The 22,577-nt window shown below is 32.1% G+C and carries 23 protein-coding genes; 18 read left to right on the forward strand and 5 right to left on the reverse strand.

Translation table 11 applies throughout. The features are described 5' to 3' along the window. The 18 genes from AC52CF_RS19375 (at position 1) to AC52CF_RS19460 (ending at position 17,831) form a co-directional block, all read left to right on the forward strand. Positions 1-927, forward strand: a complete 927-nt coding sequence (locus AC52CF_RS19375; RefSeq protein ID WP_214588284.1) for a glycoside hydrolase family protein — start codon at positions 1-3, stop codon at positions 925-927. Beyond that, entirely contained in the window at positions 918-1,850 is a 933-nt protein-coding gene (locus tag AC52CF_RS19380; RefSeq protein ID WP_290264635.1) for a glycosyltransferase, read from the forward strand. Before AC52CF_RS19375 ends, AC52CF_RS19380 begins: the two co-directional genes overlap by 10 nt. A gap of 12 nt (positions 1,851-1,862) precedes the next feature. Further along, a complete protein-coding gene (locus AC52CF_RS19385) occupies positions 1,863-2,456 on the forward strand; it encodes an acyltransferase (protein ID WP_290264632.1) in 594 nt (197 codons plus the stop codon). Beyond that, complete coding sequence (locus AC52CF_RS19390) at positions 2,453-3,616, forward strand: glycosyltransferase (protein ID WP_496517577.1); 1,164 nt, start codon at positions 2,453-2,455, stop codon at positions 3,614-3,616. Before AC52CF_RS19385 ends, AC52CF_RS19390 begins: the two co-directional genes overlap by 4 nt. Beyond that, positions 3,616-4,437, forward strand: a complete 822-nt coding sequence (locus tag AC52CF_RS19395) for a glycosyltransferase (protein ID WP_336689158.1) — start codon at positions 3,616-3,618, stop codon at positions 4,435-4,437. The genes AC52CF_RS19390 and AC52CF_RS19395 overlap by 1 nt, the downstream gene beginning before the upstream one ends. Further along, positions 4,437-5,351: a glycosyltransferase family A protein gene (locus tag AC52CF_RS19400; protein WP_336689159.1), complete on the forward strand. Its 915-nt coding sequence runs from the start codon at positions 4,437-4,439 to the stop codon at positions 5,349-5,351. Before AC52CF_RS19395 ends, AC52CF_RS19400 begins: the two co-directional genes overlap by 1 nt. After that, positions 5,348-6,163, forward strand: coding sequence for a glycosyltransferase family protein (locus AC52CF_RS19405; protein WP_496517578.1), 816 nt, complete (start codon positions 5,348-5,350; stop codon positions 6,161-6,163). The genes AC52CF_RS19400 and AC52CF_RS19405 overlap by 4 nt, the downstream gene beginning before the upstream one ends. A 4-nt stretch (positions 6,164-6,167) precedes the next feature. Beyond that, complete coding sequence (locus AC52CF_RS19410; protein ID WP_496517579.1) at positions 6,168-7,034, forward strand: glycosyltransferase; 867 nt, start codon at positions 6,168-6,170, stop codon at positions 7,032-7,034. 24 nt (positions 7,035-7,058) lie between these two features. Continuing rightward, the gene (locus tag AC52CF_RS19415; RefSeq protein ID WP_375181107.1) at positions 7,059-7,727 is read left to right on the forward strand and encodes an NAD-dependent epimerase/dehydratase family protein; all 669 of its coding nucleotides are present in this window, start codon (positions 7,059-7,061) and stop codon (positions 7,725-7,727) included. 12 nt (positions 7,728-7,739) lie between these two features. After that, positions 7,740-8,657 carry a glycosyltransferase family 2 protein gene (locus AC52CF_RS19420; protein ID WP_375181108.1) on the forward strand — a complete coding sequence of 306 codons (918 nt, stop codon included), beginning with the start codon at positions 7,740-7,742 and terminating at the stop codon, positions 8,655-8,657. Between the two features lie 36 nt (positions 8,658-8,693). Beyond that, positions 8,694-9,470, forward strand: coding sequence for a class I SAM-dependent methyltransferase (locus AC52CF_RS19425; protein WP_214588274.1), 777 nt, complete (start codon positions 8,694-8,696; stop codon positions 9,468-9,470). Next, positions 9,467-10,375 carry a glycosyltransferase family 2 protein gene (locus tag AC52CF_RS19430; RefSeq protein ID WP_214588273.1) on the forward strand — a complete coding sequence of 303 codons (909 nt, stop codon included), beginning with the start codon at positions 9,467-9,469 and terminating at the stop codon, positions 10,373-10,375. Before AC52CF_RS19425 ends, AC52CF_RS19430 begins: the two co-directional genes overlap by 4 nt. Beyond that, the gene (locus AC52CF_RS19435) at positions 10,365-11,066 is read left to right on the forward strand and encodes a GNAT family N-acetyltransferase (protein ID WP_214588272.1); all 702 of its coding nucleotides are present in this window, start codon (positions 10,365-10,367) and stop codon (positions 11,064-11,066) included. Before AC52CF_RS19430 ends, AC52CF_RS19435 begins: the two co-directional genes overlap by 11 nt. Positions 11,067-11,097: 31 nt before the next feature. Beyond that, complete coding sequence (locus AC52CF_RS19440; protein WP_250902203.1) at positions 11,098-12,741, forward strand: DUF6044 family protein; 1,644 nt, start codon at positions 11,098-11,100, stop codon at positions 12,739-12,741. A gap of 128 nt (positions 12,742-12,869) precedes the next feature. Next, positions 12,870-14,000: a dTDP-4-amino-4,6-dideoxygalactose transaminase gene (gene rffA / locus AC52CF_RS19445; protein WP_214591170.1), complete on the forward strand. Its 1,131-nt coding sequence runs from the start codon at positions 12,870-12,872 to the stop codon at positions 13,998-14,000. Positions 14,001-14,007: 7 nt separating this feature from the next. Continuing rightward, on the forward strand, positions 14,008-15,804 hold the full coding sequence (asnB, locus tag AC52CF_RS19450; protein WP_214588270.1) for an asparagine synthase (glutamine-hydrolyzing): 1,797 nt from the start codon (positions 14,008-14,010) through the stop codon (positions 15,802-15,804). Beyond that, positions 15,804-16,739, forward strand: a complete 936-nt coding sequence (locus AC52CF_RS19455) for a glycosyltransferase family 2 protein (RefSeq protein WP_214588269.1) — start codon at positions 15,804-15,806, stop codon at positions 16,737-16,739. The genes asnB and AC52CF_RS19455 overlap by 1 nt, the downstream gene beginning before the upstream one ends. A 147-nt stretch (positions 16,740-16,886) precedes the next feature. Further along, a complete protein-coding gene (locus tag AC52CF_RS19460; RefSeq protein WP_214588268.1) occupies positions 16,887-17,831 on the forward strand; it encodes a glycosyltransferase family 2 protein in 945 nt (314 codons plus the stop codon). Here AC52CF_RS19460 and AC52CF_RS19465 read toward each other — a convergent pair. The 5 genes from AC52CF_RS19465 to AC52CF_RS19485 are packed head-to-tail and all read right to left on the reverse strand — an operon-like array spanning position 17,820 to position 22,440. Continuing rightward, positions 17,820-18,395, reverse strand: coding sequence for a GNAT family N-acetyltransferase (locus AC52CF_RS19465; RefSeq protein WP_214588267.1), 576 nt, complete (start codon positions 18,393-18,395; stop codon positions 17,820-17,822). The genes AC52CF_RS19460 and AC52CF_RS19465 overlap by 12 nt on opposite strands. Then, positions 18,395-19,333 carry a GNAT family N-acetyltransferase gene (locus AC52CF_RS19470; RefSeq protein ID WP_290264599.1) on the reverse strand — a complete coding sequence of 313 codons (939 nt, stop codon included), beginning with the start codon at positions 19,331-19,333 and terminating at the stop codon, positions 18,395-18,397. Before AC52CF_RS19470 ends, AC52CF_RS19465 begins: the two co-directional genes overlap by 1 nt. Further along, on the reverse strand, positions 19,317-20,135 hold the full coding sequence (locus AC52CF_RS19475; protein WP_290264596.1) for a carbohydrate deacetylase: 819 nt from the start codon (positions 20,133-20,135) through the stop codon (positions 19,317-19,319). The genes AC52CF_RS19470 and AC52CF_RS19475 overlap by 17 nt, the downstream gene beginning before the upstream one ends. Before the next feature lie 3 nt (positions 20,136-20,138). Next, on the reverse strand, positions 20,139-21,497 hold the full coding sequence (locus tag AC52CF_RS19480; protein ID WP_214588264.1) for a DUF6056 family protein: 1,359 nt from the start codon (positions 21,495-21,497) through the stop codon (positions 20,139-20,141). Beyond that, a complete protein-coding gene (locus AC52CF_RS19485) occupies positions 21,487-22,440 on the reverse strand; it encodes a glycosyltransferase family 2 protein (RefSeq protein ID WP_214588263.1) in 954 nt (317 codons plus the stop codon). The genes AC52CF_RS19480 and AC52CF_RS19485 overlap by 11 nt, the downstream gene beginning before the upstream one ends. Between the last annotated feature and the right edge of the window lie 137 nt (positions 22,441-22,577).

Below are 22,577 nucleotides of genomic sequence, written 5' to 3' on the forward strand. Positions count from 1 at the left end.
ATGTGGCAAAAAAAAGGAAGAATACACCATATTGATCATTACAACGACTGGATGGTTTCCCATGCATGTGTACCTACAGCATTATTACTGAATGAAGATGTTGTAAGAATTTATTATGCTCCAAGAAACTCAGAAGGAAGAAGCATTCCTACCTATATTGATGTTTCCGCAAAAAACCCTGAAGAAGTATTATATATTCATGATAAACCTGTTTTAGAACCCGGAGAATTAGGAACATTTGATGATGGCGGAATTATGCCATGTTCTGTTGTGCGGTTATCAGAAACCTGTATTTATCTTTATTATGTAGGATGGAATGCAAGTGTTTTGGTTCCTTACAGAAATGCGATAGGATTAGCAATCAGTCATGATAATGGGGAAACATTTGAAAAAGCATTTCCCGGAGCAATTGTAGAACGTAACAGAGATGAGCCGTTTTTTACAGCTTCTCCATGTGTTATTAAGCATAATGACCAATGGATCATGTGGTATGCTTCCAGTACAGGTTTCGTAATAAGTGACGGAAAACCTGAGCCATTATATGAAATTAAATATGCTCATTCTACAGATGGTATCAATTGGGTTCGTCCCAATATTACCTGTATCCCTCCTGCCGAAAAATATCAGTGTACAGCAAGACCTGCCGTGATTATAGAAGACGGAAAATATAAAATGTGGTTTACTTACAGAGGTTCTTTTGATTATAGAGATGGTAAAGAAAGTTACAGAATTGGCTATGCAGAATCTGAAGATGGGATAAACTGGAATCGAAATGATGCTCAAAGCGGTATTGAATTTTCGGATTCAGGCTGGGATTCTACGATGCAGACATATCCTTCGGTAATTGTAGCCAATAATAAAAAAATTTTATTTTACAATGGTAACGGTTTTGGAAAGACCGGAATTGGCTTCGCTGTATGGGAATAACTAAAAGAAAAAAAGTTAGCTGTCATGTAATAACATACAATCACATCAATTATATTTCAAAATGTATTGATGGAATTCTCATGCAGAAAACTGACTTTGATTTTGAAATTGTAATTGGCGACGATGTATCAACAGACGGAACAAGGGAAATTGTAAAAGAATATGCTTCCAGATTTCCGGATATGATTCGTCTGAATTTGAGGGATAAAAGAGGCACCGGAATTCCGGGTAAAGAAAATTTCATGTCCACGTTGGAAATGTGTGATGGTGAATATATTACTTTATGTGATGGTGATGATTACTGGACAGATCCTCTTAAACTTCAGAAACAAGTTGATTTTTTAGAGCAAAACAAAGAATATAATATATGTTTTCATAATGTAAAATATATTGATATTTCAGGAGGGGAGACGAAGCACAAAAATTTTAATTCAGGTTCAATCGAAAAAACCTTTACAATTGAAGATTTATCTACAGGAAATTTTATTGACGCTCCTTCTGTTGTATTTAGAAATAATGATAAGATTTTACCTTCGTGGTTCAAATATTCTCCAATAGGAGACTATCCGCTTCACATGATTAATGCTTCTTTTGGATTGATTAAATATTTTCCTGAAGAAATGGCCGTGTACAGAGTGGGAAGCGGTGTTTGGAGCACAAAAAGCAATATAGAGCAGACTGTAAATGCCATGTTTTGCATGACGCTTTTAATGAGCCATTTTAAAAGCAACATACCTGTTTTTGAAAATTTAAAAAAACAATATGATAATTTTAAAGCCATCCTTTCAAAACCTTTTGAAGATAAAAAGAAATTGGAGCTTAATATAAAAGACCATACCTTTTTAGAAAAAAATATCAGCTTAAATTATTTATTAAAAATACTGAAAATTAAAATCTTAAAGAAACTAAAGATAAAGAATTAAAAAATTACTTCGATGTTTCGAAAAATAAAAAATTTTATTTACAAAAAAATCTTCAATTTCATAGCAGATCTTGAAGAATTTGAGGAGAAAAAAAAATGGTGGCAATTTACCTCGAATCCTAATATTAATATTCACGAATCTTTCAAAAAGAAAGAAACAAATATATTTAAGGGAAAAGGAGTCTTATATGGGGATATTTCCATCGGTGAAGGATTTTCTTTACGAGACTATTGTAATATTTTGGTTTATCCAAAAGCAAAACTTACAATAGGTAAAAGAGTTTTTTTTAATAATTTCTGTTCGGTTAATTGTTTAGAAAGTATAGAAATAGGTGATGATACCCTTTTTGGAGAAGGGGTGAAATTGTATGACCACAATCACTTAATCATTAAAAACACCAACATTAATGTCTCTAAAGATCAATTTTCTACTGCGCCCATTATTATTGGCAAAAACTGCTGGCTAGGAAGCAATGTTATTGTGCTTAAAGGTGTTACGATTGGTGATAATTGTATTGTAGGTGCGAACTGTATTATTCACAAATCTATTCCTGATAATACTATTGTTAAAAATAATCAAAATCATATATTAGAGACTTTAGTATGAGAAAAAAAATACTCTTTGTACTGCATGAAGCCACAAGATCTGGCGCACCAATCCTACTTTTAGAATTGCTAAAAGAGATTCAGAATGCACAGAAGTATGAAGTAGATTTACTTATTCTGCTAAATGGAACAATGGCAAAAGATTTCACAGATCTTGTACCAGCTGCTGTAAATATAAAACATTTTCAGCCTCGCCCTAATATTGTGACAAGAATACTAAGACGTTTCATTGTTTTAAAAAATGACTTACTGAGTCAGGAAGATTTGTATAATGCTGCCGTCGAGAAATTATCCTCAAAAAACTATAACTGCATTTTTGGGATGACTGTCGCTACATTAAGTATTTTAGAAAAATTTAAAGCAAAAGGTCTTAAAACAATATTATACACTCACGAACTTCAGTTTGCATTAGAAAGTTTCTACGACGCCCATGATCTGTCTCGCAAAATATCTTCGTTAGACTCTATATTAGCAGGCTCTCAATCTGTAAAGGATTTTCTTACTCAAAGGTATAAAATCCCTGCCAGCAAAATTTCAGTTGCATATTCTTTCATATCAAAAGACAATGAGATAAAGACAAAAGCATCTGAACTAAGACAACAGTACAATATTTCAGATGATACATTTATCTTAGGAACCTTAAGCACTCAAGAATTAAGAAAAGGTAGCGAGCTAGTACCTTTGTTAGCAAAAAAAATAAAACAAAAAACTCCAAATCTTAAATTTAAGATTTTTAATATCGGTGGAAATGATTCAAATCCTTTTGTGAGATTTGCAAAAATAGATACACGAAAATTAGATGTTGAGGAAGAAGTTATTTTTGTTGAAAACACTAAAAATCCGAATGATTACGTTAACATTTTCGACTGTTTTTTACTCCCTTCAAGAGAAGATCCTTTTCCATTAGTAATGCATTTAGCTGCAGAGTTTAACAAGCCAATTGTTGGTTTTAAAGACTCTGGTGGTGTAGAAGAATTTTTGAATGGCACTAATTTGCTTGCAGATTATTTAGATATTGATCAATTTGCAGATATAATAATAAAAACTCACAATGATAAAATATTTCGTGAAAAATCGTTATTAAAAATTAAAGACAATGTTCATCAATTTTCAAAGGAAAATTCTATGATAACTATCTATAACGTAATTGACAATACATAATGCTTTCCATCATCATCTCATCCTACCAGCCCCAATATTTCGCTGCACTCGAAAAAAACATTGCGGAAACCTGCGGTGTGGAATTTGAAGTAATCAAAATAGAAAACCCTGCTCTAATGGGTATTTGTGAAGCTTACAACAAAGGTGCCGAAAAAGCAAAATATGACAATCTGCTATTTATACATGAAGATATATTGATATCGACAATGAATTGGGGGAAACCTCTTATATTAAGCTTATCTGAAGCAAAAACAGGGATAATAGGAATAGCAGGCGGTACATACGTTCCGGCGGCTCCTTATGGTTGGTTTACTACAATGAATAATGCAAAAATTTCTATAATTCAACATAAAAAAGGAGGAAGTAAAATAGTAGAAAAGACCTTCGAAACTAAAAAAGAAAAAGTAATTGCAGTAGATGGTGTTTTTTTAGGTATAAAAAAATCTATTTTCAACAAATTTAAATTTGATGAAAATCTAAAAGGATACCACGGATATGATACAGAATTAAGCCTGCGTATTTCTTCACAGTATCAAAATTATGTTACTTCAGAGATCCTTATTGAACATTTCTCTCAAGGAAATCCTGATCATAAATGGTTGGAAAGCAATATCTATACAAGAAATAAACTTGGCAGTAATTTTAATATTACAATAAATAAAGATCTTGAATATCAGATGTATGAAAGATTTGTTCGTGATTATTTCAAATATCATCCTAAAAATCTTTTAACTCTTATTCAAATTTTAAAGTTTTTTCCCATATTTAAAATTGGTCGCAGAAAATATTTGCCACTTCTTAAATTTACTATTACACAATAATGAGTCGCCTTGCCATTGTTATCCCTTACTACAAAATAGATTTCTTTGAAGAAACCTTACAATCTGTTGCGGCACAAAACAACAGAGATTTTGTATTGTATATTGGGAACGATGCAAGTCCAGATGACCCCTTACCACTCATTGAAAAATATTTGAGTGATTTCTCTTATTTTTATTTTGATTACAATGATAATTTAGGAGGGAAAAACCTGGCATTGCAATGGGAAAGAATTCTGGAAAATGTTAAAGAAGACTGGTTTCAGATATTAGGTGATGACGACATTATTTCAGAAAACTTTGTGGAAGAATTTTATAAAAATCTGCCTCAGATACAATCTGAAAATATCTCCGCTATTAAATTTTCCCATAATATTGTAGATGAAAACAAAGCCATTTTACATTCCATAACAACTGAAGAAAGAATAATAGCTTCACCAGAATTATTTAAAAGAAAATATAAAGGGCAAATGCCAAGCAGCTTATCTGAGAATATTTTTACACTCTCGGCTTATAAAAAGCACAGATTTCTAAAAATCCCTTTTGCATGGGGAGCTGATGATTATGCCATTCTGACTTTTTCGGGATTGAATAAAGTTTTTTATATCGCAGATGCTAAAGTTACTGTAAGAATGTCCACTTCCAGCATATCTGGCGATTTATCCTTACAGGCAAAAAAAGATCTTGGTTATCACATGATGCGGGAAACAGTACTGAATAAATATTCAGAAAACTTCGACAAGAGCTTTCTTATAAGAATGCTGAATGATCATCTTCGTTTCTGTGAGAAAAACTTCCTAAGACCTCATCTAAGACTTTTTAAAATTCTTATGAAAAGAGGCTATCCGAAAAGATATTTCGATATGACTAAAACTGTTTGGTCAATCAAAAACAAAATAAAACACTCAAAAGGATGATTACAAAACGTAGACTCATGTTGCATTTAGATACGCTTTATCTCAAATTTTTAATAAAATTTGATGGTACTGTTCGTCACCAGATGCAGGATCATAAAAGTATTCCGGTTATCATCATCAATTTTAATCAGCTTTTTTATCTGAAGCAACTTGTTGATTTCCTGATCAGAAGAGAATTTAAAAACATCATCATTATTGATAATGCGTCTACTTACCAACCGCTCTTAGATTATTATTCAGAAATTCAGAACGTCGTAACCGTTGAAAAACTGAATACTAATTTTGGACATGATGTGTTCTTTAAAAACAGAGATCTTCAGAAGAAATACGGAAAAGGATTTTATTTTCTTACGGACTCCGATATCGTTCCAAATAAAAATCTACCGAAAGATTTTGAGACTGTTATGCTCAACTATCTATTTAAATATTATAAAAAAGTAAACAAAATAGGTTTTGCAATTGACACCAAAGATATTCCCGACTATTATCCTTTAAAAGAAAAAGTTCAAACTTGGGAAAAACGTTTCTGGCAGGACGAACTTGAAAAAAATATTTATTTTGCCTTTATAGATACTACTTTCGCATTATATAAACCTAAGTATCCTAAAACGATTTTTAATTTATTTAAATTTATGACGGCTATCAGAATGGCGGGAGATTTCACCTGTAAACATGGAGGATGGTATCTCAATCCCAATGATCTCACAGAAGAAAATATATTCTATATAAAAACTGCCAACCAGTCTTCTTCATGGAAACTAGATGAAAAAGGGAACCATGCTTCAGATGAATATGATCACTTGCTAAAATAATTCTATGCTCTCAATAATTATCTCATCATACCAAAAACACTACTTCGATCAACTGGTTGAAAATATCAGGGAGACGATCGGAGAAGATTTTCAGTATGAAATTATTCAGATGTGGAACCCGAATGTGATGAGCATTACAGAAGCGTATAATTCAGGTGCTGGAAAGTCCAGATACGAAAATCTTCTTTTTCTGCACGAAGACATCATCTTTTACACGAGAAATTGGGGTCAAAGATTACTGAATCATTTACAAAAAGAAAGTACAGGAATTGTAGGAGTTGCAGGTTCGTCATATGTTCCTTCTGCCCCGTCAAGCTGGACAGTTGCTGAAAAATACAATTCTGTATATATTTTACAGGGAAATAAAGAAAATACAGAGTTCTTTCACATCAATTCAACAGAAAAAAACAGGACTAAAGTTTTTGCTGTAGATGGTGTGTTTATGGCAATCAGGAAAAAAAATTATAATGAATTCAGATTTGATGAAAATTTGAAAGGATTTCATGGTTATGATCTGGATTTCAGTTTAAGAGTTTCCCGAAAATTCCAGAATTATATCATAAATGATATTTTAATAAAGCATTTTTCCGCCGGAAATCTTGATAAAAAATGGCTGGATGCAAATATAAAAGTTAAAGAAAAATTAGGATCAGATTTTAAACATAGAATAGATCCTGACGTAGAAAAAGAAGTATTTCAAGGTTTTTTGTATAATTATTTCAGATTTTATCCGGTTACTCGAAAAAATATTTTATTTACATTACAATTTTATCCTAAAAAACTTAATTTTAGAGATCATTTGGAAATCTTAAAAAAATATTATCAATACATAAGATATTCCGGAAATATCAACAAACACACAAAGAATTAAAATTTATTAAAAAGGCTTATCTGCATGATCATAGGAAACGGACTCATTGCCAACTCACTAAAAAATATCGATACCGAAGACCATCTTTACTTTGCTTCCGGAGTTTCAAACTCCCTCGAAACAAGAAGCTCGGAATTTGAAAGAGAATTTTCACTTTTAAAAAATAATGTTACGTCGCATAAGGAAAATAAACTTTTTTATTTTTCCACTTTAAGTGTAAATGATCTTTCAAAACAGCAAAGTCCATACGTTTTGCACAAACTGGAAATTGAAAATTTTATAAAAGAAAACTGTAAAAACTATATAATTCTGAGAATCGGTAATATTGTAGGCAACGGCGGCAATCCGAATACTTTATTTAATTTCCTTAAAACACAAATTATGCATGGAAATAATTTCATGCTTCATCAAAAAGCCAGAAGATTATTGCTGGATATTGATGATATTACAAAATTTTTAGAATCAAACTGTGCAAATATTAATAATCAAACAATTAATTTTGCCTATCCGTATTATTATGATTTAAAGGAAATTGTAGAAGCCATCCGGAACAAGCTTCAAAAAGAAGCAAATTATCAGGAATCGGATGAAGGAGACTTTTATAAAGTTGATTTTGATGAATCGGTCAACGATTTCTTTAAAGAAACCGATGCTGAAAATTATTTAAAAAATTTAGCTGAAAAATATATTTAGAACAGAACACAAATGCCTGAAATTTATTTTATTATTGTTACCTACAATGCCATGAAATGGGCAGAAAAATGCTTTACCAGCTTAAGGCAGTCTTCTGTACCCGTTCACTGTATCGTGGTAGACAATGGTTCTACAGACGGCACACCAAAATACATTACGGCAAATTTTCCCGAAGTTGAATTAATTCAGTCTGAAAAAAATTTAGGATTTGGAAAAGCCAATAACATAGGAATCGAAAAAGCCTATCAAAAAGGAGCAGATTTCTTTTATCTGATGAACCAGGATGCATGGATTTTTAACGACAGTGTAGAAAAGCTCCTGAATGTTTACAACCTTCATCCCGACAAAAAAGAAATAGGCATACTGAGCCCGATGCATATCGACGGAACAGAAAAGAAACTGGATATTTTTCTTGATAAATATATTGCTCATAATTTTGAGACCCGTCTTATTTCTGATCTTTATTTTCAGACTTTACAGCCCTTTTACAAAATAAGCTTCATCAATGCTGCTCATTGGTTCTTACCAAAGGAGACTATTGAAATTATAGGAGGATTCAACCCTTATTTTTTTCATTATGGTGAAGATCTCGAATATGTAAACCGTATTTTATTTCACAAAAAGAAAACTTTTCTGGTACCCGAAAGCAAAGTAATACATGATGGAAAGCAATCTCTCTCCAAGGTAGACTATACAAAATACGAAGACCTCAGAATAGAAACCAATATCATGAATCCGTCTATTCCGGATTCTTTGAAGGCTGAAAAAAAAGCCCTCAAGCAAAGTATGCTTAAAAACATGTTGACAGGAAACCTGAAAGTATACAAAACACTTCACAAAAAGTACCATAAAATTTTGAAAGAAGAAAAAATACTGACTGAACTTCGCAATAAGGTAAAAGAAGTTGGATTAACTTTTCTAAATGTGTAAATTTGAAGACATAATTCCCTCAATATAAATACAAATATGAATTTTTTTGAAAAAATCCAGAGAAAAATAAAATTAAACACTCATGCCGGAACACTCTACCAATGTCCGTTTTGCGGTTATAAGTCGAAAGATTTAGAAACTGTAGGTCATGATCTTCCTATACTTAAAAAGAAACATGTTATTGGCGGAGGAAGAAGAGCAGCGGGATGCTATAAATGCCACTCGCGTGACAGAGAAAGATTGCTTTACACCTTTCTTATCGAAGAATTAAGACTTCCATCCGATAAAAACATCAGCATTCTTCATATTGCACCTGAGCCAAAACTGTCGCAGGTTTTACTGAAACAAAACTTCAAAGAATATATTTGTGGTGATCTCTTTACCGAAGGATATAGCTATCCGGCACATGTTAAAAACATGAATGTTTTAGATTTAAATTTCCGAGACAATCATTTCGATCTTTTTCTTTGCAACCATGTTCTTGAACACATCCCCGAAGATATTAGAGCGATGAAAGAAATTTTCAGAGTTTTAAAGCCTGGAGGTCATGCGCTTCTCCAAGTTCCGATTTCTAAAAATTCTGCTGAAACGGTTGAAGATTTTACGATAGAAGATCCTAAAAAGAGAGAAGAGCTCTTCGGACAGTTTGATCACTGCCGAATATATGGACAGGATTATGTAACCCGTCTTGAAAGTGTGGGTTTTAAAATTAACAGAATCAACATTTCCGATAAATATCCATCGTATGGCTTAAATCCTGAGGAAGATTTGTTTTTCTGTGAAAAACCTTTCTTTAAAAATTCTGAGTTGTGATAAGTATAGTAAGTCCTGTGTATCGTGCAGAAAAAATTCTCCCAAAACTAGTGCGTGAGATAAATAGCATGATGCAAAAACTAAACACGGATTATGAGATTATTTTGGTTGATGACCGAAGTCCAGATAATTCGTGGGAGGTTATGAAAAATTTAGCAGGATTTCACCCGGCTTTAAAAATTTACCGTCTGAGCAGAAATTTTGGACAGCACGCTGCGATAATGGCCGGGTTATCAAAAGCCACGGGTGAATGGATTGTAGTTATGGACTGTGATCTTCAGGATCAGCCCAAGGAGATCGAAAAACTTTATTTAAAGGCTCTTGAAGGATATGACATTGTTCAGGCAAGTAGAGTACAAAGAAAGGATGGACAATTAAAGAAATTAAGCTCAAGGGTATTTTATAAGATTTTTAATTACCTTGCCGGTATTAAAATCAACAATGAAGTAGCTAACTTTGGTATTTATCACAAAAAAGTAATCAGACAGGTTTTAAATGTTAACGATTACATCAAATTCTTTCCACTTTTTATCAATTGGGTAGGTTATAGAGCCACCACTGTTGATGTAGATCATCAGGAAAGAGATGAGGGAAAATCATCATACAGCCTTGGCAAGCTTATATCTCTTGCTTTTAATGTGATTGTCTCTTTTTCTGATAAACCTTTGAAATTGTTTGTGAATCTGGGAGCTACAATTTCTCTAATATCATTTTTAGGAGGAGCATGGGTATTTATAAAAACTCTTCGAGGAGAAATAAGTGAACCTGGCTACAGCTCACTGATTCTTTCAATCTGGTTTTTATTTGGAGTTACTTTTATGTGCCTTGGTATTTTAGGAGTATATCTCGGAAAAACTTTTAACCAAACAAAGAATAGACCTGTATATATTATCGATGAAGAATAATCTTACCAAGCTCGAATGGGACAGCAATTTTTTCGCTAAAAATATTGGAGAATTACACATCATAGATGATGATCTAAGAAATCTGGAACTTAATGATAATCAATATGAATTGATTATTATTAAACAAAAAAAGGATTCAGATATCAAAATTGAAGGTTTTACAGAAACATTTAAAGAAACAAAGATCGTGTTTTCAAAAAAATTATGTAAAGAAAATACAGAGTCTTCACATGAAATTTTTGACACAGATTTTTTGCCGCAAGAAGATGAATATTTTTTTCAGCTTGCATACGAAAGTGGAAAATACAGCAGATTTCTATTAGATTCTAAATTTGGTGAAGCAAAATTCAGAGATCTTTATCAGTTATGGGTAAGAAATAGTCTCAATAAAAAATTTGCTATCAAAACTTTTTTCACAAAAGACAAGAATTTGGGAGCAACAGGTTTTGTAACAGTTCAGCAAAGTAACGCAACTGCAAAAATAGGGCTCATAGCTATACACCCCGAATTACAAGGACAAGGCATAGGAAAACATCTGTTAAAGAAAGCGGAAATCTATTGCAAGGAAAATGCAATGACTGAAATGGATATTCCAACACAGGAACAAAATGCTGGTGCATGCAGATTTTATCAAAAAATGGGGTATGTAGTAAAGGAGCGTATCATTTTAAAACATTTTTGGAAAAAATAATATGAAAAGCAAAATGATTATTGGAAGTGGGATGATATTCATTATCGTCCTATATTTTCCTTTTTTTATTTTCGGCGAGAATTCCTATCTAGGATATCCTGCAGATTATTTAGATTCTAATTCGGTCTGGATGAAGATTCTTTCGGAAAGTGGATTGTCTTTTTCAGCAAATAGCACTCCACTTCCAAATATCGAAAACCAGTTTAGAGTCAGCTACGGAAATGAGCTCGATTTTATTTATCTGTTGTATAAAATACTCACTCCTTTTTATGCTCTCGTTGTTAACAGTTTACTAATTTCGCTTACCGGATACGTTTCGCTTTTAAGTTTAGGAAAATATTTATGTCCTAAAATTAACACCTTTCTTTTAGTAATTGTTTCCTTAACTTTTGCTTTACTAAATTTTTGGCAATTTGGGGGTATCAGCACCGCAGCTACTCCAATAATTATAATGATATTGCTAAAACTATTAAGATATCAGCGTATTCATTTTTTCTATTATTTATTTGCCGCTTTTTACATTTTATATTCAAGTTTTATTGTTTATGGAATGTTTCTCATTTTCCTTTTAGGTATTTTCACAATATACTACAGCGTAACAAATAAGAAAATAAACAAATCAGCATTTGCTTTTTTATGTTTATTGGTAATGGGCTACCTAATAACCAACTATCGTTTTATTATGGAAACTGTAAACCCCACTTTTGTTTCCAATAGAAATATTGGTATAGCCGGTGAACTCATTTGGAAAACAGGCTTAGAAACAGTTTTCACAAGATTCTGGACAGAAAATAGCGATCACGCTCCGGCAAGACACCAGTTTATTGTTGCCTCTTTCTTTATCTATTGTATCTCTTCATTTTTTATCCCTTTAAAGAATATAAAGAAAACGATTGCTATTTTTTGTTTAATTATATTCAACTGCTTTTTTTCATACTTTAATATTAACCTGTTCCCAGGTCTTATAAAAGCTTTAAAGCTTGATTTCATGTTTGGTCTTACGCTTTACAGATTCTATTTTTTTAATGGTCTACTTTGGTACATAATATTGATTTTTATTTTAGAGGATCTCAGTAGCATGGACAAAAAAGCAATTACTATTACAGCTGTACTTTTTCTTTTTGTTAATTTTTATACAGTACTAAGGATTAATATTCCCTATCAAAATATCAGACATTCTTTCAGAGAGTACTACTTTTCATTTAAAGATTACTACATGATTGAAGAATTTAAAGAAATCTCTAAATTACTGCCGGAAGACAAATCAAAATACCGAGTCATAAGTTACGGCTTTGATCCTGCAGCAGCTCAGTATCATGGATTTTATACCGCAGATGGGTATTTTCCTTATTACGAAAAATCCTATAAAAACAAATTCCGGAAGCTCATTACACCCATATTGAATAAAAATCCAGAATTACGAATAAAATATGATTCTTATATGGGACAAAATTTTGTTTTTACCGACAATTTTGTTATTGGTCAACAGGTATTACAGAAATATTCCAAAGAGCCTAAGGAACTTCTTATTGATAAAGATGCCATTACTGAATTACATATCAATTACATTTTTTCTACAATACCCTTAACAAATGTATACCTCACTCCGTATAAAGTAATACATTCAAAATACTGGCAATATGTTTATATATATAAAGTAACATCCGATGAGTAGTAAATTTATCGTCTTTGCAATATTATTGAGTATAATACAAAAAACATTATATATTTAACGTTAATTTGTAATTGTTATAAACTCATTCGCAAAACACAAAGTTAAAAACAAATCAATATTTGAATAACATGATCCCTTTTAACAAACCTCACCTTACTGGAAGAGAAACCCAATATATTGAAGAAGCTGTAAAATCAGGAAAAATTTCCGGCAACGGAATTTTCACGCAAAAGTGTCATCAATTTTTTGAAGATACATATAAATTCGGTAAAGTACTTCTTACAACTTCTTGTACCGACGCACTAGAAATGGCAGCTATTCTTGCCAATGTTGAAGCGGATGATGAAGTTATTATTCCTAGCTACACTTTCGTCTCTACCGCCTTGGCATTTGTGAGACAAGGGGCAAAAATAATATTCGCAGATTCATATAAAAACAATCCAAATATTGATGCTGATCAAATTGAGAGTTTGGTAACTTCAAAAACAAAAGCTATTGTTGTAGTGCATTACGCAGGAGTAGCTTGTGATATGGAAAAGATTATGGATATTGCAAATCGTCACCAATTAATTGTAATTGAAGATGCAGCACAAGCTATTGATAGTTATTATACGTTTTCTGATGGCACCAAAAAAGCGTTAGGCAGCATAGGACATTTCGGAGCATTTTCTTTTCACGAAACCAAGAATATAATTTCAGGTGAAGGAGGAATGTTAACGATTAATGATACACAATACATTAATCGTGCAGAAATAATCTGGGAAAAGGGAACAAACAGAAATCAGTTTTTCAGAGGAGAAATCAATAAATATGGCTGGGTAGATACAGGTTCCTCTTTTTTACCAAGTGAAATAATTTCAGCATTTCTTTGGGCTCAATTGGAAAATTTAGAAGTCATTCAGGAGAAAAGATTGAAAATATGGAATTATTACTTCGACAATCTTAAAGAGTCTGATTTTATAAGACTACCAGAAATCCCTGTATATGCTACCAATAATGCTCACATGTTTTATTTACTTTTTGAAAATATAGAAAGTAGAAGCAAAATGATTGAGCATTTAAAGCAAAATCAGATTTTATCTGTTTTCCATTACCTTTCACTTCATAAAAGCGAATATTACCAAAACAAACATGATGGAAGAGTACTCTCGAATTCAGATACTTTTGAGAACACACTATTGAGAATTCCACTGTTCTATGATTTATCGGATAATGAAATGAATAAAATAACAACCGTTATACAAAATTTTCCAAAATAAAATTAATATGTGCGGAATAGCGGGAATCATCACGAACAACGCCAGAAATTATCATGAGGAGCTGAAAAAAATGACCGATGCCATTGCGCATCGCGGTCCGGATTCTTCTCATGCTGAATTTTATGATAATGCAGCTTTAGGGCATCGCAGACTTTCTATTATAGATCTTTCCGAAAACGGAAAACAGCCCATGTTTTCCTCTACAAAAAACGAATGCATCGTATTGAACGGGGAAATATATGGTTATCTCGACATTAAATCCAACTACTCTGAATATCCTTACCGCGGAAGTTCAGATACAGAGGTAATGCTTGCCATGTATCAGAGAAAAAAAGAACACCTCATCCATGATCTTCCGGGAATGTTTGCTTTTGCCATCTGGGACAACGAAAAACAGCAACTGTTCTGCTCAAGAGACCGATTTGGAGAAAAACCATTCTATTATGCTATCGGGAACAATAATGAATTTATTTTTGCCTCAGAAATCAAAGCAATACTCGCTTCCGGGCTTATCCGTCCCAAAGTGAGCAATCTGGCTCTTTCCCATTATCTTCAGCATGGCTATGTAAGTACATATCAAAGTATTTATGAAAATATTCATGCTCTTCCTCCTGCCCATCAGCTCATCTGGAAAGATGGCAGTATTTCGGTTTCAAGATATTACAGTCTTCCTAAGAAAGACAGAGCCTTAAGCTTATCAGATGCTAAAGAAGAATTTACTTATCTGTTAAAGAATGCTGTAAAAAAACAGCTTGTAGCCGATGTTGAAGTGGGAAGTTTTCTCAGTGGAGGTTTAGATTCTTCTTCCATTGTAGGGCTTGTTGCTGAATTTTTACCTAAACAGACAACGATTAGTTTCGGGTACGATCACGAATCAAGCGAACTTAAATATGCCAAAGAAATAGCCGATAAATACAATACCAATCACATTGAAGTTCACGAAAAAAAAGAAGATCTGGTAACTGCTCTTTTAAAAACTTCACCGTTTTTCGATGAACCTTTTGCAGATTATTCTTCAATTCCGCATTTTGAAATCTGCAGAAATGCAAGGAAAAATCTTACGGTTGTGCTCTCCGGTGATGTTGGAGATGAATTATTCGGCGGCTACAACTTCTACACCATTGAAAATAAGCTGAGAAATCATTTCAGTTACAAAAATATTATTGCCCAGTTTGGATTAAAACTGTATCAGAAATTAAAGCCAATTTCTTTTATCAGTCAACAAAATATTGAAAACAAAAATATTCTCGATTTTCATCAAAACTTTGTAAGAAGAGCTTTCTCAAAGCAAGAAAGACAGGCTTTAGGACTGCATTCAGATTATGAACAGCCTTACAGTTTTATCCCAGATCCGGATTCATTAAATGATATCATGCGATTTGATATCGAGGATTTTGTGCCTTCGAATATGATGGTAAAATCCGACAGAATGGCAATGGCAAATTCCTTAGAAGTAAGAACTCCGTTTCTTGATCTGGATTTTGCAGAATTCTGTATTCAGCTTCCGGAACAGCTTAAACTTAATAACAATAACGATAAGATCATCCTTCGCGAAGCGATGGGCTCTTACTGGACAGAAACCATCAGAAAACGTCATAAACAGGGCTTTGGAATGAGTGTTTCAAATTGGTTTGAAGAACAGCAGCTAATTAATTTTTCAGATGAATTATTGAGAGATAAAGAACAAAAAATCTTTAATTACATTGATTTTAAGGCTACTCAGAATTTGCTGACAAAAGATTATAAACACTGGTGTCTTTTACAGCTTGCTCTCTGGGCACATAACAATAAATCGTTTATATAATGTTGGGTATTTCTGTTATAATTCCTGTTTATAATGCTTCCCGATTTTTGAGGAAATCGGTAGAGTCTGCTTTGAGGTTTGAAGAAGTAAAAGAAATTATTCTGGCTGAAGATTGTTCTACAGATAATTCTTTGGAAATTTGTAAGGAACTGGCATCAGAAAATTCAAAAATTAAATTATTTCAACACCCGGACAAAGGAAATCATGGCGCAGGAGCGACAAGAAATCTGGGCATTGAGAAAGCCTCACAAAATTTTATCGCATTTTTAGACGCTGATGATTATTATCTTCCCAATAGGTTTGATGCAGAAAAAGAGCTGTTTAAAAATTCTGAAATCCATGGAATATTCGGTGCAATTGGCGTTGAATATCTTACTGAAAAGGGAAAAGAAGAGTATCAGGCTAAATTTAAAGATTCGCCACTCACCACAGTAAATTATCCTGCAGACGGGAAAGAAGTTTTTAGAGGATTATTAAACTTAACAGATAAAACATTTGGTTCCTTTTTTCATCTGAATTCCTTAACGATAAGAAAATCTGCGCTGGAAAAAAGCAAGCTTAGATTTAATAAAGATCTAAGAGTTCATCAAGACTCTGACTTTATCATTAAATTGGCTTACCACTGTCATCTTAAATCCGGGATTATAGACGAAGCAATCGCCGTAAGAGGCGTTCATGATGATAATAGAATTACAAAAATTATTCGCTATTCTCCACAATACAACCAAAGACAGCTTTTGTACTGGAAATCTCTTTACAATTGGGCAATCGAAGAAAAGCTACCTTTAGAATACAAAACAAGAATTTATCTTAGCTATAAGTCTTTTGATTTATCTCAGTTAAAAGGAATGTCAAAATACATTACCATTTTAATTGAAGGGATTAAAAATCCCCAAATACTAAAGACACAATATCGTTTTACGTATTTAAATTAATGTAACTTCTATGAAGAAAAATGATAATTTAATTCGGCTTAAGGCTTTAAGGTATGTTGTAACTTTCTCTAATATTACTTCATCTTTCTGTTTCTAATCAGCAATTTTGGTAAAAATCCATTTCAGGTTAATTTAATTTTAAAACTTATGAAAATCTCCGTCATCACTCCCGTTTATAACGCTGAAAAATATATAACTCAGGCTGTGGAATCCGCACTTATGTTTGATGAAGTTCATGAAGTTATTTTAGTGGAAGATAAATCTCCTGATAATGCCCTCCAGATTTGTCTGCAACTGGCTGAAAAATATGAAAGAGTGAAGCTCTTTCAGCATCCTGATAAAGGAAATCACGGAGCAGGACCATCAAGAAACCTAGCTTTGGAAAAGGCAACAGGCGATTTCATAGCATTTTTGGATGCCGATGATTATTATCTTCCCAACCGCTTTGATGCCGAAAAAGAATTATTCAAAGATCCAAAAGTAGAAGGTGTTTATGGTGCTTTGGGTGTTCATTATTACTCTGAAAAAGCAAAAGAACAGTATTATAGTCTTTTTAAAGATAATTTAACAACAGTTTACAAAAGGCACGATCCAAAAGATGTCTTTCCAGGACAACTTCATATGAGAGGAAGTTTTGGACTTTTCAGTATCGACTGTTTAACAATTAGAAGAGATTCCATGATCAAAAAGCTGAAACCTTTTTTTAAAACACATTTACGACTTCATCAGGACACAGAATTTTTATTCCGTCTTTCATATTATCTTGATCTTTATCCCGGAATTTTAGATAAGGCTGTTGCGATGAGAGGAGTTCATGAAAGCAACAGAATTACTGCTGTAGATTCTAAAAAAGTAAATCCTGCAACATCAAGAGTTTTACTTTGGAAAGAAATAAGTGACTGGGCACAAAATGAACCTTCCATTTCTGAAGATGTAAAACTTCATATCAAAAGAATGCACAGGAGCTATCAAATTGCTCTGGCTTCTCCACTGGAAAAATGGGGAATGATTGTAAAATATCTTTTTACAGATTACAAAAGTATCCGCTCCGGGCTTTACAATATTAATTTCAGAAAATATCTATTCCGTTGAGAATTTCTTTCCCATTAAATATTTTTTTTCAAAAAAATTATTATAAGTATAAACAACAGAGAAACCATTCTTCCTGTAAAAATGGTTTGCATTATTATTACTCTCTACCTCTAGTTCATAGTAATCTGTATCTTTCAATTCTTTTTCGAAAGCCTGAAGTAGTTTTTTTCCGATACCTTTATTCTTCATATTCCTGTCGGTCGCTATATATACCAACTGTATCTTACAGGCAGATGAATACTGTTTTGTAAAAAACTTAGCTAAGATCAGCATTAGATATTTGGGATGGAAAGCCAATGTTAATAAGGTGTTCCATATAAAATAAATCTTTTTACTATTTATAAATTCATTATAAAGTTTTTCTACGTCATAAGTCCCGAACACGAATCCTAAAAGTTCAGAGTCTTCCCATTCACCCAATAAAATGTAGTCTTTCTGTCTGATCTGAAATTTATAGAAAGTTTCTATAAAAGGTAAAGAATACTCAGACAAAAGGCTTGGAAGGCTTGTCTTTTGTATCTTGGCAATCTGCGGTATATGGCTTTCGTCCAGCTTTATAATCATTACTTCAGTACTTTATAAATAAGTTTCGGTCCCATAAAGTTAGCAAGAGCAAGCGGTAGCTTTTTCCACATATTGATAAGAAAATGTATCAGTTTTCCGTCTTCATCATTTTTATGATGAGTTTTATTAAAATAATAATAGTAAAGCTGAACTGGTTCTGCACCCCATGAAATTTTATAAATTGCGGTTCCCTGATCTTCTCTGCTTCTTCCCAAATCAAAGAAAGGAATTTTTTTACCTATTGCAAATTTGATGATATTCCAATACAAAGCGTTATTCAAAGAATATTTATTATATTCTTTCAAAGTGGCTGCATAAGGATGATGTATAGCATGATCATCATATATAAGACAAGCTGCGGAAACCGGTTTATGATCCAGATACATAATTATAAATTCAGCTTTATATAGAGAGTCTTCTGTAAAACCCTCAACGATGTTTCTGTAAAAATCTTTACTATGCGTTGGAGTGCCCAGATCTCTCCATGCCGTGGAAATCACTTTATAAAAATCATCCAGTAATTCTGCTTTTCCTGTTTTAACAGTATAATTAAGCTTTTCCCCTTTTCTTACCTGATTTCTTGTTTTGGATTTTACTTTCTTATTCCATACAAAATCTTCCCCACCGCTCAGATCAAGAAGATAAGTGAAATAATCTTTTATTAGAATATGATTAAAGTTTTCGGAAATATTAATCTTATCTCTTGTCTTAATAAGAATAGGTTTGTTAATATCTTTAAAATCATCTTTAGACAAAGACTTTTCAAAATTGAATACTCCTCCGTCTGTAATATATGGTGAATTAGAAAATAGAGATCCGTTTCCGTATAAATTAATTTCATTTCCCTGAATATTTAATGTTTTAATATCCAGAGAATAGGTTTTGGCAACAATATTTTTCCAGTGCTTTCCTTCAGCAAACTTATACCATTGCTTCATAATCTTCAAATTTATTATTAAAACATACATTATATTCCTGAGTTCTGAAATCTGATCTCAGAAAGTCTATAAACCTTTTATCCAATCCGTTATAATTCTTGTCCATCTCTATAGTACCGGGATGAAGCATGATCTCAATATGATCATCATTCCCTTTTTCCAGATAATTAAAGAGGTTTTCCTCATTAATTTCACATGTATTCAGAATACTGTAAAATTTAATCTCATTTTTATTATCATTAAAAAGGCTCAGAAATCTTAAAAGCATAAGCTTAATAATATTTGCCAGACTTGCTGTCCTCAAATTGAATTTAGAACTCGTTATAATATTTTCATTGATTTCCCGAATTCTCTTAATGGAATGTTTTTTGGCAAGTTTTTTTACTATTTTATTGATGGATGGGATAATGTGGATATGTTCATGCCCATCAATATGATTTAAGAAAATATTATTTTTTTTCGCTTCCAGCAACTGGCTTTCTATTTCATGTTCCAAAGCATCCAGAACTTTCTTTTTTTTTGGCATCAATAGAAGCTTTACAAAACTTGAATTCAGCTTTCCGTCTTTCGCCAATACATTTCCTTCGTATAAAGCCTTTCCACAAGTAAGATTTACATGAAGACCTATTTTAAGATCCGGACAGACAGGAATGATTTCTTTTAAAGCATGATTAAAAAAATCTGTATTGCACATTAAACTGGCATGAGACAGATATCCATCCAAATGGGCATTTTTTATTGCTTCATTAACCCCCAATGAAAATCCCAGATCATCAGCATTTATGATTATTTTTTTTTTCATCGGCTAATGCTTGTTCTTTACTGAAAGATTATTTAAATTATAGAAAGTCTTAAAATTCATTTCTTCACTTGTATCTTTATTAATATTGCTATCAATATATTCTTCTCCGTTTTCTAAAAAAATTCTTCTGTTAAAATTCCCGAAAGTATCTGTGTAAAAATTAAAAGATTCTGAAAGTATTACATTTTTGGAAGTTCGTCTGGCTTCTGCAATCTGTGACGTAATGTAAGAATAGTTTTTTCTTCCATTATAAGATAACAATACACTTATAATGAAAAACGAAACAGAGAAACATGAGGTGAATATGTAAACTAAAGTGCTTATTTTTTGTGCCTTATACACTTCAACACCTTTAAAGTATATGGAGAATATAACTACAAGAAACATTGCATTGGTAAAAAACAACAGTCTTGTTCCTAATAAAGGTGAATAAGCAACTATGGGTATGCAAAGCAGTCCTAGCAAAAAGAATATAAGCAGTCTTATGAAAAAGATCTTTTGTATCGATTTTTTACGGTAGAGAAATAATACCAAAATAACAGATGAAACCAAAAAAAGAACCAATTCCAAATTGTAATATCTGTATAAATTCAGAATACTTTTGAAATTCTTCAGGTAATCCCATATATTAAACCCGTAGGATTGCTTACCCACAACTTTAAATTTAACTCTGTTTGCAGGTGCAAAAAATAACAGCAAATAACCGGCAACAAGAGAAATATGTGAAATAGCAATCTTATAATCTATTTTCTTCTTTTTTATAAAAAAATTCCAGAACAATGCGAGAAATGAAGCACCTATAAGAACAGGCGGTACATGTTCATTACACATTCCTATAAAGATTCCTGAAAAAATAATCAAGAAAATATTAACATGATGATTTTCTAAAATGTTATTGTTGTTAAGATAATATTCTGAAACTATAAATATATAGAGCAAATAAATGATCGTTGTAAAAGTATAATTTGTAATAAAAGGTGTATAATAAAACATTTCTCCGAAATAATTGATCAGAAAAATGAAGAGCCCTGCAATGATTATTAATTTTAAGAGATCATTCACATTTCTCAAAACCGGCAGTCTTCTTAAAGTCAACAGAAAAAAAACTACTATTAAACTATTGAAAGTCAACAATTCAAAAATAATTTTTAAAAGAAGATGCCTAGAAATCAGATTACAAAAAAATTGCCCGATTCTGGGATTTCCGACAAAATAAGCATTGCCGTATTCCTGAAAAACATTAAGCTTCGTAGGATACAGATAATAAAGTTCATCCCGTAAAGGCGGATAATACATAGCCGAAAGAACAAAACAAAAGTTGATAAAAGCTATAACAAAATAGGGAATATATTTACTCTTCATTTTTTATAATTTCATTGAAATATAAAGGTCTGTTTTTTACCTCAATATGAATTCGTCCTATATATTCACCAATAATTCCTAAAAAAAGAATGGTAAGAGAACTAAAAAAAATCGTAACTGAAAGTAAGGTAAGGAAACCTGTTTTTGGCTCATGATTTATGTGGCTTCTGTAAATGGAAAATATCAGAAACAAAAATGAGAAAAAACATCCTAAAAAACCTATAAATGTAGCTATCCTAAGTGGTTTTATAGAAAACTGAATAACACTGTCTATAGCAAGTTTATATAATTTCAGAAAATTATATTTGGAAGTTCCGGCATTTCTTTTTGGTGCATCAAATTCTATGATATGTGCATTTCTCAGCCCAATTAACGAAAGCATACCACGAAACATTCTGTCTGTTTCATTTAAGCCATTCATCCACAGAACATACTTTTTATCCAAAAGCCTGAAATCAGGCATATTTCTTGGAATTTTAACGTCAGAAAGAAAATTCAGTATCCAGTAATAAAGATTTCCCATGATTTTATATCTTAATCCGGCGTCCTCATTATCAGTCCTTTTAGTAAGTATAAGTTTCTCTCCGCCTAACCATAACTTTATAATCTGTACGGCAATTTCTGGAGGGTGCTGCATATCTGCATCCATAAATAAAACACTGAAATCTTTAGATTTATTTTCAGAAACTGTATAATTAAGACCTGCCGTCATTGCCAATTCATGTCCAAAGTTTGTAGACTGATTTATAATGACGATTTTCTCATTAATTTTCTGGCGTTTCAGTAAAACGTCTAAAGTATTGTCTTTAGAACCATCATTTACAAATACAAATTCATAATCCTCAAATCTTATTTTAGCAAGTTCTGATTCCAAGGAGTCAATTAAGATATCGATATTATCTTCTTCATTATACGCAGAAATAATAAAATAAACTTTTTTCATACAAGAATGTTTAAAAATTTCATTTCTTTATAATATACTGAGTATCGTTAAATATGAATAAGATATATCGTAAGTGGAAAAAGTATGGGAAAACATCATTTCTGTCATAGTTTTATTCATTTATGTTTAGCAAAAGT

The sequence above is a fragment of the Chryseobacterium sp. 2P genome, assembly GCF_059579425.1.